Genomic DNA, 12,874 nt, shown 5'->3' with positions numbered 1-12,874 from the left:
GCGACTGCTTTTTAAAACACAGTCGCCTTCGGCTTGCCGTTAAACGACTTTGTAGCCAACTGCTGGGCACTGCTGACTTTATGGCAATTCAGCGCGAGAAAGTGGCGCTGTCCAGCTAGGCGGCCGGCGGCGGATGAATCGTCCGGGCTAGGCCGGCGTCGGGCGGAGGCTGCGGACGAGCCGATCGGCGACGAGGATCGCGAGCACGGAGATCCCGAACATCGGCAACAACAAACACAGCAGCACGATCGAGATCCAGATCCAGGCGGGGACGACTTCGAACGACGGTTTCCTCGGGAACCCCGTCCCTCCTTGAGGTCGCCGCTTCCACCACATCCACAACCCGGTGAACGGCAGGACGACCAGGACCAGGCTTGCCAGGAGCCACACGATCTTGCTGAGCGGCCCCACGATACTCCCCACGTGCAGCGGGTACGCCCAGGCGTGCCCCCACCACCGCTCGCTTTCCGAGAGGTGGCTGAGCTCGAGCACTTCACCCGTTTCGCGATGAATCTTATAGCTGCTCGAGTTCATCGCTCCGTACGTGCCGCGGGCGTAGTCATTGATTGCCGAGACTTCGTAGTGGTCGGCCGATTGGCTCGGCAGCGTTACAGTCACGTCGCGCACCGGGTGGACCGAGCGAGCTTTCGTGATCGCTTGCTGCAAGGTGAAAGCGGGAGCAACATAGGGGGTCGCATCTTCGGCATCGTCGCCCGACTGCTCGACATCCTCGACTGCCGCCGTGGCGAAGAACTGCTTGCTCACGAAGTGGAACGACTCGCCCCACACGAGCGAGTAGTAGAGCCCGCTGAGGATGATGACCAAGCACACCGGCACCAGGTAAACCCCCGCCAGAGCGTGCACGTCGCGGAGAACCGTGTATGGCTTGGCCGGCCACCGTGGCAGCCAAACCCCTTTGGTTTTTTCCTTGCGGCGGGGCCACCACAGGTAGACGCCGCTGAGGATCAGGATCAGCGTCCAGGTCGTCGCCAATTCGACGAGAATCCGTCCGGTCGTTCCCGCAAACAGCCGCTGATGAATTTGCCGGACGATGCGAAAGAACGATTCGAGCGGCAGGGGCCCGTCGAGCGTTCCTTGCACCTCGGCCGTGTAGGGATCGACGTAAACGGTTCGCCCGCGATCGCTCCGCGAGGATGCTCCGTCGGCGGCAGGAGACTCCTCCGCCGGCGGCGAAACCGTGACCGCTGCGGCGCGACTCGGCTCGGTGTGCACGACGATCCGCGTCGCCGTGCCGCCCGGGACGGCCGCTTCGGCTGCATCGATCAACCGCTGGTAAGGGACCGGCTGCCCGACCGATTCGACGAACAGCAGTTGGCGATTGGCGAGGTCGACAATCTCAGCGCCAAACAGATAGATTCCACCGGTCAGAGCCGCCACGATGATCAGCGGCGAGACGATCAGCCCAGCGTAAAAATGCCACCGCCAAATCACTCGGAACAAGGATGAGGCGGGCTGGCGCGCCGGACGCTGCGGTCGGTGCGGCGCAGCTTCTGCAACCGGAGCTTCAACGACATCGATCGACATGGCTGGATCACTGAACCTCGGGTTCTTCGAACGGCGAAGGCCGCTGCATTTGACGCCGTGGGTTCTCGGCGACCTTGGCCCCGGTGACTTCGATGGGCGGTAGCTCCGTCTGATCCTCTTCGATCGTGACCGACCACTGCGATTCGGTCGGTTCGTCGTAAGCCCCCGAGAGCATGTCGGGCGACCCCGGAATCGACGGATTCTCCCGCCACACAATCGTCACGTCGTACTCGCCGCGCGGCGCGCCATCCCCTTTCTCGTACGTCCGCAGCTGATAGATGCCGTCGGGGCCAACGACGCCCCACGGTTTCGACTCTCGCACGTCGAACTCCGCCCCAGTCGGGTACAGCGTCACCACGGCGCCGGCGGGCGGTTGCCCGTTGATCGTGATTTTCCCCTGAACCGGCTGCGTTTCCGCATGCCAGGCATCGTCGCCGCCGCAACCCGCCAGCAGCAGGCAGGCGAGGGAGAGCCCGCTGCAACGCATGAGCGGACCGGCGACGCGACGCCGGCGGGCGACGGTAGCAAATCGTGCAACCATCAAAACGCCCCCAGCACTTCGCCGCCGTTGATCGACGTCAGAGCCTTGATCGTGTCCATGGAAACGGTTTCCGAGACAAATCGCACCGATCCGTCGGCCATCCCCATCTGGATGCCCCCCGGGTGGAACGAGTACGGAGCCCCGAACCAGTTGCTGACGTTGATCACCCGATTGCCCGTCGACCAATAAACCGCCGTCATGTCGTCGCCGGCGGCGTTGAGATCGACTTCACAGGCGAACATCCAACCCGCGTTCTGGCTGGAGGTCCATGGATCTTTCTCGGTCCCGTACGTGTGGTTGTAACCGCTGCGGCCCGGATTCTGACGGCCGTTGACATACCAGTCCGAGCGGCCCGCCGACTCGTAGACCATGCACGTGTGCGAGGTCCCGTCGGTGATGTCCCGCATGCGACGGAAATCGTTGCCTTGAAAGAGCGACTCGTGTTGGTCCCACGCCGTGGCATTGCGGAGCACCGCGTAATCGGTCGTCTGGAAACCATTGACGCTCAACACGTCGCCCCCCGAAGGATTGGAAGGGCACTCGTAGCTGGCCGGCATCAGCGTCTTCAGATCGAGGTTCGTCCCCTCGTTCCAGTCCAGGTCGTAGTCGTAGAGCTCCGCCAGATTGCCTCCCTCGAGCTGCGGCAGGATCGAGACCGACCAGACCGCGGTATCAGCGGTCCGCGAAGAGGGAAAGCTGGTGTAGACGTCGTGGTAGTTGTGCATCGCCAACCCAATCTGCTTCAGATTGTTCGTGCACTGGATCCGGCGGGCCGCTTCACGAGCTTGCTGGACGGCCGGCAGCAGCAGCCCGACGAGCATGCCGATGATGGCGATGACCACCAACAGTTCAACCAGGGTAAAACCGCGACGAGCAGCCGCGGCAGCGGGGAATCGGAGCATGGGTGCCTCCACAGGAAAGTCGACGATTTGGGCGGTACGGACCGATCAATCGCTGGCTATGGCGGCCCCGGGCAGGCGCGGACCAATGGCTGGCTCAGACAAACGCAAGATACCTGAGATCGAGTCTCAGTATCGCCAGTTTTTAGTCGCCGCAGCCGAGGTTGTCAAAGGGAGCGGGCAGAATGGACCCGGATTGCCCCCCGGCCGTCACCTCCCCCCAGTCCGCCCCCCCGGTCCTGAGGGGGCAATCGCTACGACCGGCCGCTCGGTCGAGTCGGCGGGTGCGGCGCTCCGAAGCTCTGCGGGGCGAGCCAAGGGTTTGGGGAGCCTCGAGAGCTCGAGGCCGCACCGTCGCTTCGATCGTGAAGTACGATGGCAAGCGGCGCCGAGACGCCTCGGGAGTTCCGCTCCTCCACTCCCTCCCTCGCCGAACTCCCTTCCCACCTCCCCTTCCCCGCCGACCACGCCCGGCCGCTGAGCCGGCAGAGGACCTGCCATGCCTATCTCCCGCTGCGACAGCGCTTCACCCAAAGCCTTAGAACGCCGTCAGGCGCTTGCGCTCCTAAGCCTCGGGGGAATCGTTTTCGGCGGTGACTCTCCGAGCCTGGCAGCCGACGGCGGCGCGGCAGCCGAATCCGCTGGAGAACCGCTGCGGGTCCGGGTCTATCCGACCGTCGCCGCGATGCGTGGGGACGAAGAGCTGCGAGTTGGATGGCTCGCTCAGACGCTCGGCTATCACGCTCCCGGCGACGGAGGCAACGCGGTCTACCGGATCGAGGCGGCGTCGGAGCCCGCAGCCGACGGGGGAGCAGTGGTGGGGCTGAAAGCGGATCAGCTCGCCCGCTTGCTGCCGGGCGAAGCGGTCAACTACCGGATGTTCGGGGCGATCGGAGACGGCAAGAACGACGACGGTGTGCAGATCAAGCAGGCCCATCAGTACGCCGCCGAGCACCAGCTTCCCATCATCCAGCACCAGGGCGAGTTCTGGATCCTCAACACGACTGCGATTCCGATCACTACCAACGTCGAGTGGGGAAACACGATCTTTCACATCGACGAGAGGTTCAACCAAAAGCGAACGCCCCGGTTCATCGTCGAAAATCAGCAGTCTTCCCAACCAATCGAGTTCGACGACGCGGCCAAAGCAGCCTTTCTCAAGCGGCTCGGTCCGGGCGTTCAGCTGATCCCCGAAATGGCCCCTTACAAAAATTGCCTGGTGAGCATCGCTGATGCCAACGACCAGATCGGGTTCCGCGCTGGCGATCGTTACAAGGGACAATCCTGGGACCGTGAAGAACTTTTTTATGTCGAAGAAGATGGGCGGATTCTCGGAGACATTGCATGGAAGTTCAAAGACTACACGCAATTGACCGCCACGCCCTGTCCCGACACCTTTCTAATCATCAATGGCGGTGGGTTCTATCTCTCGGGGGACAACCCTGGAACGAAATATACCAGCTATTACCAAAACGGATTTAGCATCCGACGCAGCCGCACCAAGATCCAGAACCAATGGGTCGGCCTGGAGCCCGGCAAAAGCGATATCTCGATGGAACCTCGCTCGGGCTTCTACAATCTCAGCCGTGTCTTCAATGTGACGCTCGAGAACATTCGCCTGATCCCCTGGGAGCAAAACCGGCGAGACCCCAAGAAGAAAGTGGGAGCGGGCACCTACGGGATCAGCGGAGCGCGGATGCTGAATTGCACCTTCCGCAACCTCACCGCCGAAGGAAGCTGGCTGCACTGGGGTGTGTTTGGCACGAATATCAACAAGAATTTTCGGATCGAGAAATGTCGGCTCAATCGGGTCGACGTTCACTTCCACTGCTGGAATCTCACCATCCAGGACTCGGAGATCGGCCTCCGCGGAATCTCGATCACCGGCGGCGGTGATCTGACGATCGAGAACACCGTCCAAGACGGCAATACGTTCGTCAACTTCCGCCATGATTTCGGGGCCAAATGGGACGGCAACATCCGAATCCGAAATTGCAAATTGACCCCCTCGCGCGATCGCCCGGTCGCAATCTTGAGCAGCAGCCCGGGTCGCTTCGATTACGGCTATCCAATCGGCTGCGGACGCACGATCGATATTGAAAACCTGCAAGTTGACTACAGCGGTTTTCCCGAGTCGACCGCCCCGATTTGGCTACTTCGCGTTGCTAACTTTTCCAAAACCGAGGACGGGGCGCGGCTGTTCTTCGCACACCACTTCACGGCCCGCAATGTCACCGTCCTCGGCCGTCAGCAAGGCGTCCGGTTATGGAGCGTCCCCGATCCTTATCATTACGATTTGGGCCGCGAGGGCGGTTACGACGGGAAACAGCTGAAACCGAATTGCCTGATGGCGTTTGAGAACATTCAGCTCGAAGCAATCCCGGCTTCCGCTCCCAACGATCCGGACGCAGCGCATCTGCGGCTCGGCAACAAAGGGACGACGACGTACCAAGATGCCGCCGCACTTTACCCTCAGATCCGGGTTACAAATTGCCCCGGTCTGAGCGTCTATCTCGGGGGCAGTGCAGCCGACGTGATCGTCACCGACAGCACGGTCGACCGCTTCACGGCGGCCGCTGAGGGTCCCCTGCGTGGCAAGCTGACTTTGGAGAACTGCAGCCTCGCTCCGCAGGTGCAAGCGGGCCGTGAAACGATCTACGCGCTGGACGCGGAACTCGGCACCCACTTGACCAACTGCACGCTCCACGCGCCACGGATCGGCGGTGCGTCCAAACCGGCCGAGGTCGACCGGTTCGGCTTCGTCAAACTCAACAAGCGCGTACGTTACTACCAGCTGAACACGGCCCTCGGCAACGATCTGATCGAACACTGCCAGGCGGAGAAAATCGAGCTTCTCCCCAGCTTCATCGCGATGCTCAAAGCCCACCACGGGCTCGAGCCCGAAGACGTTCGCTCCGAGTAGCGACTACGGCGGCGTCAGCGAGCTGTGATTCCAGTAGGTCACCTGTGAATCGTTCCAGCGGACGAAACGCGCTCCTCCGTCTTGGGAGACGACGATCCCCATCACGTCGTGGAGCGTGTTGCAAAGCCGGTAGACCGAGCGGTGGCGGGTGCCGACATCTTCGGTGGGTTCGACTTGGCAGGTTTTCCCCTCGGGATCGAAGGCTCGGGCCACGGAGGTGACTTCCGAGAGCGCGCCGGCAATTTCGCCGCCGAATCCGAGCAGCTCAAACCGGCGAGTCACGACCACCGCGCCGTCGACGGCGGTGAGCGTCGCCACCATGTGGGCCAGTTCAAAAATTGCTTCGTCGAGGGCGGCCAGCTCGGGCCCCACCGCCCCGCCGTACTCATCCCAGCCGACAGAGCCTTGTCCGCTCTGCAGGTGGGAGTTCGCTGCGGCAAGGGTGTTCATGGTCCGCACGATCAGATGCCGGAACCGCGACCGTGGCTCTTCCCCCACGAATTTGTATTTCAACTTGATCCACGGGTTCGGCTGGACCAGCTCGTCCGCCCGCTCGACCGGGACGATCAACAGCGTTCCGCCGTGCCTCGATCGCTGAATCGTCGAGATCAGACGCTGGATCATTTGCCGTCCCACCATCCGGGTGAAATTGTTGTCGAGATCCGCCCAGGCGCCGCCACTCTCCTCCTTCGCCGCCTCGTGGAGTTGGCTGAGCTCCTGGCGAAAACCGGCGAACAGCTGCGGAAACCATTTGGACCCGAACACATTCAAACGGCTGTCCTGCAACACTCCCCCTTCCAGAGCACACAGCGGCCGCGCTCCCTGGCTGATGACCAGGTATCCCGGATCGTTGACCCCGATGATTAGCGAATCGGGAAGGTTCAGCACCGCCCCGCGGCCACCGTAGAACTGCTCGAGCCATCGCGGTCCGGAATGGACGATCCCCCAAATCCGCAACTCCCCGTTGGCGTCGACGCAGACCCCCACCAGTGCGCGGTCATGGTCGACCGCCGGGGTCAGCCGCCGCAACTCTTGAGCGGTGAACGGACGCATCGCATCGAAGGGGAGCCGCTGCAGCGCCGTGGGCTTCCCCACCACGTCGGGAAACCGGTCGGGACACCGCATGATCATGCGGAACGTCAGCGGGCGATTCTCTTCCCGCAGCAAACTCGCCTCAAAAGCGGTCGAAATCAAGCGGCTGAGGATCGCCGGATCGAGGTGGGGATCCTGGGGCGAGTCCTGGCATGGCTCCTGCGAAGGCTCGGAGACCGCGTCGCTGGGCGGTGGTCGCCAAGCCGCAACCACCGCCGAAATCACCCGAGCCAAATCCATTTTACGTTTCCCGAAGGAACTCCACCAACGCCTCGACACTCATGAAACCGCCTCGGGCCCACTCCTCACCGTCGGCGCCCACCAACACCAACGCCGGAATCGCACGCACGCCATACCGCTGAACGACCTCGCCCTGGGACGCCTGATCTATATCGATCTTCACCGGAATCGCGTGCTCCGCAAGGGCGCGACGGACCTCCTCGCGAGGCCAGACCTGCCTTTCCATCACCTGGCACGGGTTGCACCAAGAGGCCGTGAAGCGCAGCAAGACCGGTTTCCCCTGTTCGCCCGCTTCCCGCAACGCGCCCGCGAAATCCTCTCGCCAAAGCGTCTCAGCCGCCTTCGCCGCAGCCTGAGCCGCAGCCTGAGCCGCAGCCGCAGCCTGAGGGTCCTGGGCCGGTTCCCGAGCCGTCTGCACAGTTGCGGCCGTCTGCAAAGCCGCGGCCGCCGGATCAGCCCCCTCGCCGTCGCCGCGCCCCGCGTTGCCAGCCGTCCAAGCGGTCGATCCGATCGCCAACCCCACGACCGTGACAGCGACAAATGCCGCGGCCCATCTCCCGATTCCTCGCCGCGTGGAACTCTCGGCGTTCTGAACACGAGCCGCCTGCTGCACGGACCCGCTCGCCTTCGGCCGGGGATTATGAGTCTTATTCATATCTTTTTCACCATACGGAGCATCATATAAGAAATAGTCAATCCTGAGCCGCAAAGCGACTGCGTCATTTAGAACTTGGCATAGGCATAGCCGCGGAGCTGTAAATCGATAATCCGATGGTAGGCACCGCTGACGAGCTTCACGTCAGGATGCACATCCGATTTAGCCCAGCCGTTGGCGACCCGCCGCGTATCGCACAGCTCCACGCTGACTCCCAACTTTGCCAGCTCGGTGAGAATTTCGGAGTTGGGGTTTCCGCCGGTCTCGTTCCGCACGCGATTCCACGCTTCGTCGCTCAGCATGTGATCCGAGGCATCTCCATGGTAGACCGCGTGGATATCGAGCTGGTCCGGGTGGATCCCCGCAGCCAGATATCCCTTATAAATCTTTCGCAAGTAGAAGAGGCCCTTTCCGACGCCTTCCTTCATGTCGTCACCCGTGACCTGGAAAACCACCTTGATCGGACCTCGATGCTCGATACCGATCACCGGCCGGTCCGCTTGAGAATTCGCAGCCGCCTTCCGTTCGGCGGATTGTGTTTCGCTGGCGGTCACACTCGTCATGCTTGCCAACAGGGTACAGGCAACAGTTACGAGCGCCGGTGCATGCCAGGCGCTGCGGTGCAGCTTTGCGCAGCAGCGGCTGGTGGTCGTGGAAAACATCATCAATCAGCTCCATTTAGAGAGAGTTAAGGATTTGCGAGCGCAGCACGCCGGGACTGTCAAGACATCGCACGCTGAGCTCGCGGTCCGCGCGGATCGGTGAGTGTCGACGCAAGTAGTTTTCAACCGCGTCGTGGGTGTTGATTTCTTGCAACTGAGTCAGCTGACAGCCCGAGACGCGATGGATGTAATCCTCGGGTGCACCCTGTCGATTTCCCGCGGCCAGGGTGTACATCTGGTGTTCGTCCACCGGTTCGCCCCCAATGCGAAGCCGCTCGAGGCGTTCTCCTGCCGCGGCGTGCATGCGGAAGTCGACTGTCAAGCCCGAGACGCGTGGCAACCAGCCGCCAAAGAGTTTCTGGGGATCCTTGGAGAGGGAGTTTTCCAGTTCTTTCTCCCAGTACTTGTGCAGCTGAGCACCGCTGGCCTGCCCCGTCTTCAGCTCCAACCGCAGCGGCAGCCAAGTCCATAGATCGGCTTCGGTGATTGGCCCCGGAGCGGTGGGAGGCGCGAAGCGAAAGCCATTGCTCAGTCCAATATCGGCCCCCGTTTCCTCACGGATCGCGTCGGCGATCACGTTGTCGAGCGAGGTGTTGAGGACTTCGTAGCGTGCCAACCAGATGTCGGTGTGGCCGATGACGCGGTTCATGCGTTCGCGGTGCGGAGCAAGCGAAGCATCGACGCTCCGCTTCATTTCCGGATCTTCCGGATAAAGCTCGGGACGAAGTTCGATCAGACGCCACGCCCGATCCACAATCTCCCCTTGCTCGTCGATCCTCAAATCCAACAGCCCCACAAAGGATCCAAACGCCCCCGCTTCGACGATCCAAGTATCCCCTCGCACGATCGGCTCGTATGTCCGCTCGTGCGTGTCGGCCGAGAGTATGATGTCGATCCCGTCGATCGTTTCGGCTAATCCAATCGCTTTGGGAAGGCCAATATGTGTCGCCAACACGACCACATCGACGCGATGCTCTTCACGAAGTTCACTGACGAGCGGTGGTAGTACCTCCTCCGCTTGGAATGCGAGTCCTTCGCTCAAGTGCGGCGGCTGACGCGTCGGGATGTCCGGTTCGGTGAATCCAATAATGCCGAACCGGATTCCGTTGATCGTTCGAATCGTATAGGGTTCAAACAACAGCTCACCACTTTGGCCGTCCCGCATATTGGCGGCGACAACTTCATAAGTGAACTCCTGGGCGCGTGTCTTCCAGGGTGACGGTCCATAGGCAATCGACCAGTTTCCAGGAATGGCGACATCCAGCCCCAGGGCGTTCATCGGATCGACAACGACTTTGCCTTCGGTCCACGCTGCAGGCCCGGACCCCTGAATCGTGTCACCCCCATCGACGAACAATAATTCGCCCGGACGCTCCGCCCGAAGCCGATTGAAGACCGTCGCAATTCGACTCAGTCCGCCCGCGTCCCGGACGTACTCTTCCTCCGCTCCCGACCAAAAGAGCTCGGGGTGGGGCTCGAGTTGAGCATGGACATCATTGATATAGACGATCGACGCCCGCCTCGAGCCGACTGCCTTCGCATCCTCGCGCTCCGCAGCGGACGCCGCCGGAGACGAAGAACCGAAAGCCACCGAGAGAGCGCTGGCGATCATTGCCATTCGCAGAAGTGACATGATTTTGAGATACCGCAATGCAGGTGCAGAGGAAGGAAAGAAGGGTGGCTGCGACGGGAGAGTTTTTTCAACTCACGCCTTTCGAGCGCCTCAGGTCCGCCGAGTGTCGGAAGCCTTGCCAGGAGCTCGCGGCACGACGACGTCGTAGCCGGCGGCCAACCAGCCACCAAAGGAGCCGGGGACGTTGTAGACCTTCAGCCCCTCACGCTGGAGCAAACTGGCAGCGATGCTCGCCCGATACCCGGTCCCGCAGTAGACGGCGACGGGCCGGCGACGGTCGATCTCCCGCATCCGCTTGGGGACCTCTGGCAAAAACATATAAGTCGCCTCCGGCAGATGCCCGTGATCCCACTCGCTCGGCTGGCGAACGTCGAGTAGCTGGATCCGCTGCTTGCGAAGTTGCTCGTGGAGGTCGTGCACCGATAGTTGGTCGAGCGTTTCGAAACGCTCACCCGCCATCACCCAAGCGTCCATCCCGCCGTCGAGCACACCCGCGAAGTTGGTGACGCCGATCCGCGCCAGCCACGCGACAACCTGGCTCACCTCACCCTGCGTGGGCACGACCAAGGCCACCGGACGATTGGGATCGAGCAGCCACCCACCCCACATCGAAATCGATGCGGAATAGCCGATATTGATCGCTCCAGCGAGATGCCCGCCGCCAAAGGCGAATAGGTGTCGCGTATCGAGTAACTGGACGCCGTCGTCAGCGACAAGCGACTTGAATTCTTTCGGCTTCAGCGCGGGCGGCTGGGGCAGTTCGCCGAGAACCTCCGGCCCCCGAGCATTGATGGCCTTCATCCGCGGCCAGTAGTAAGGGACCGGAGGCTGCTTGAAGAGCAAATCGGCGATGAACGCGTCTCGGTCGGTGAACTGCAGCGCCGGGTTGCTCGCTCGTTCGACCCCCAGGGTCGGAACGCCCTCGCGCTCGACGATCCCCGCCCCGCACGGCGACCCCGGCCCGTGGGCCGGATAAATCGGCACCGCCCCGGGTAGCTCGTCGAATGCAGTCTGCAACGAAGTAAAGAGCAACTCGGCCAGCCGATCGGTATTTTTCACCCCCATCAGGTCGGGGCGGCCCACCGCACCGGCAAACAGGAAATCGCCGGTGAACAGTCCCCACGCCCGGCTCGGCTCCCCCTGCACCGAGGCGAGATAAGACATGTGCTCGGGAGTGTGTCCAGGTGTGTGCAGCGCCTTCAGGTCCAGATTACCGACCCGCAAATGGTCGTCATGCCGCACCGGTTCGACATCGAACTGGTAGCTCGTCCCTCCTTCGACGCTGGCATGGATCGTGGCGCCGCTGCGGGCGGCCAGCTCGCGGCTGCCCGAAACAAAATCGGCGTGCACGTGCGTCTCGATCGCGTGCGTAATCCTCAGCCGGTGCTTGCGGGCCAGCTCGAGGTAAACCTCGACGTCCCGGCGCGGGTCGATCACCGCGGCCACGCCGGTCACCGCATCGCCCAGAAAGTAGGAGTAGTGCGAGATCCCGCCCGCTTCGATTTTCTCAAAGACGAGCCCGGGAATCTTTGCAGCCTCCGCGACCGTTTCTTCGGCAGCGCGGGTCACGCCCGCAGCCATCGGTGTGAACAGCGTGCCGAGCCCGAGGGCACCGGCATGCTCCAAAAACTGTCGTCGTGTGGTCATCGAACGCCTCTCCCCTTTGAGCAGTGCTGAAGTCGGATCGGTCCGGCCGGCGATCGCCTCCCGCAATCGCAGGAAGCCGCTCGCCGCGACCTGATCCAGTTCTACCACCGCAGGCACCAACAGTCAAATGATCTTTTGATTGTTTTCGTCATGTGGAGGCGAGGGCTGCAGGAAAATCGGGCGTTCGGCGCTCCGCGGCTGACCCCCGCATGGACCGGCCAGAGCGACCCGACCGGCCAGAGCGGCCGTGCGGCACAGCCCGTGCAGCATTTGTGGGGTGTTCGGAGCGTGCTGCGCCGACGCCGCAGCGCCTCCTCTTTCCCACCTCATGCCGAGGAGATTCGCTATGGCAGCCCCTTCCACGCAGCGCGAGTTGATCGTCGCCGCCTTCCATTCCCACGCCGAAGCTCAGCAGGCGGTGCGGGACCTCAAGGCCGCGGGATTTGCGGATGACCACATCGGAGTGGCGTCCCAGGACAGCGAGGGTCGGTTTCAGGAGCACGACGAAGGAACCAAGGCAGGCGAAGGTGCTGCCGCTGGTGCAGCCGTGGGGCTTGGTGCCGGGGCCCTGTGGGGGCTCGGAATCGTCGCCGGCGCCCTACCTGCCATCGGGCCGGTCATCGCCGGCGGAGCGTTGGCGGCGATCGCAGCCAGCGCGGCTGGAACCGCGGCTGCCGGTGGCGTGATCGGCGCCTTGATTGGGCTCGGAATTCCCGAGCACGAAGCGGAGTACTATCACGGGGAGCTCGAGCGGGGCCGGACGATCGTCACGGTGCGAGCCACCGGCGACGACGCGGTCCGGGCGCGGCGAATCCTCGACAATGCCAACGCCTACGACTACGACCGTCGCGAGACCGAACACGCCCGCGACCCGATGGCGGCTCAGCGGGTGGACTATGAAGGCAAGCTGGTCCCTCGCGGCGAAATCACTCCAGCCGAACGAGGAGCCGTTGGCAGCACACCCCGGACTCCAGGAACCCGCCCGGCGGGAACCCAGAACCCCAGTGCCCACACCCTTTGACTCATGGCGGCCAAGT

Annotated in this window: 10 protein-coding genes; 2 read left to right on the top strand and 8 right to left on the bottom strand. The window is 62.7% G+C overall.

Annotation, left to right across the window (positions count from 1 at the left end; translation table 11 throughout):
* Positions 1 to 147: 147 nt before the first annotated feature.
* From GNK13_RS08535 to GNK13_RS08525, 3 genes are read right to left on the bottom strand one after another with little or no spacing between them, the layout of a single operon-like run.
* Positions 148 to 1,545: a PepSY-associated TM helix domain-containing protein gene (locus GNK13_RS08535; RefSeq protein ID WP_164102088.1), complete on the bottom strand. Its 1,398-nt coding sequence runs from the start codon at positions 1,543 to 1,545 to the stop codon at positions 148 to 150.
* 7 nt (positions 1,546 to 1,552) lie between these two features.
* Complete coding sequence (locus GNK13_RS08530) at positions 1,553 to 2,086, bottom strand: hypothetical protein (RefSeq protein ID WP_164102087.1); 534 nt, start codon at positions 2,084 to 2,086, stop codon at positions 1,553 to 1,555.
* Entirely contained in the window at positions 2,086 to 2,988 is a 903-nt protein-coding gene (locus GNK13_RS08525) for a DUF1559 domain-containing protein (RefSeq protein ID WP_164102094.1), read from the bottom strand. The genes GNK13_RS08530 and GNK13_RS08525 overlap by 1 nt, the downstream gene beginning before the upstream one ends.
* Positions 2,989 to 3,484: 496 nt before the next feature.
* Between GNK13_RS08525 and GNK13_RS08520 the strand changes: the two genes are divergently transcribed.
* On the top strand, positions 3,485 to 5,908 hold the full coding sequence (locus GNK13_RS08520) for a right-handed parallel beta-helix repeat-containing protein (RefSeq protein WP_164102086.1): 2,424 nt from the start codon (positions 3,485 to 3,487) through the stop codon (positions 5,906 to 5,908).
* A gap of 3 nt (positions 5,909 to 5,911) precedes the next feature.
* Here GNK13_RS08520 and GNK13_RS08515 read toward each other — a convergent pair whose 3' ends face one another.
* The 5 genes from GNK13_RS08515 to GNK13_RS08495 all read right to left on the bottom strand — a co-directional run bounded on the left by GNK13_RS08515 (position 5,912) and on the right by GNK13_RS08495 (position 11,945).
* On the bottom strand, positions 5,912 to 7,240 hold the full coding sequence (locus GNK13_RS08515) for a putative sensor domain DACNV-containing protein (RefSeq protein WP_164102085.1): 1,329 nt from the start codon (positions 7,238 to 7,240) through the stop codon (positions 5,912 to 5,914).
* A gap of 1 nt (position 7,241) precedes the next feature.
* Positions 7,242 to 7,895 carry a thioredoxin family protein gene (locus tag GNK13_RS08510; RefSeq protein WP_164102084.1) on the bottom strand — a complete coding sequence of 218 codons (654 nt, stop codon included), beginning with the start codon at positions 7,893 to 7,895 and terminating at the stop codon, positions 7,242 to 7,244.
* 68 nt (positions 7,896 to 7,963) lie between these two features.
* Positions 7,964 to 8,560: a DsrE family protein gene (locus GNK13_RS08505; RefSeq protein WP_164102083.1), complete on the bottom strand. Its 597-nt coding sequence runs from the start codon at positions 8,558 to 8,560 to the stop codon at positions 7,964 to 7,966.
* Between the two features lie 13 nt (positions 8,561 to 8,573).
* On the bottom strand, positions 8,574 to 10,190 hold the full coding sequence (locus tag GNK13_RS08500) for a bifunctional metallophosphatase/5'-nucleotidase (RefSeq protein WP_164102082.1): 1,617 nt from the start codon (positions 10,188 to 10,190) through the stop codon (positions 8,574 to 8,576).
* 90 nt (positions 10,191 to 10,280) lie between these two features.
* Positions 10,281 to 11,945, bottom strand: a complete 1,665-nt coding sequence (locus GNK13_RS08495; protein WP_164102081.1) for an MBL fold metallo-hydrolase — start codon at positions 11,943 to 11,945, stop codon at positions 10,281 to 10,283.
* A gap of 238 nt (positions 11,946 to 12,183) precedes the next feature.
* Between GNK13_RS08495 and GNK13_RS08490 the strand changes: the two genes are divergently transcribed.
* Complete coding sequence (locus tag GNK13_RS08490; protein ID WP_164102080.1) at positions 12,184 to 12,858, top strand: general stress protein; 675 nt, start codon at positions 12,184 to 12,186, stop codon at positions 12,856 to 12,858.
* The last annotated feature ends 16 nt before the right edge of the window (positions 12,859 to 12,874 follow it).

It is taken from the genome of Candidatus Laterigemmans baculatus (genome assembly GCF_010367455.1).
Classification (GTDB): domain Bacteria; phylum Planctomycetota; class Planctomycetia; order Pirellulales; family Pirellulaceae; genus Laterigemmans; species Laterigemmans baculatus.
Note: the sequence above shows the minus strand (reverse complement) of the source record. Positions and strands in the feature narration are given on the sequence as shown.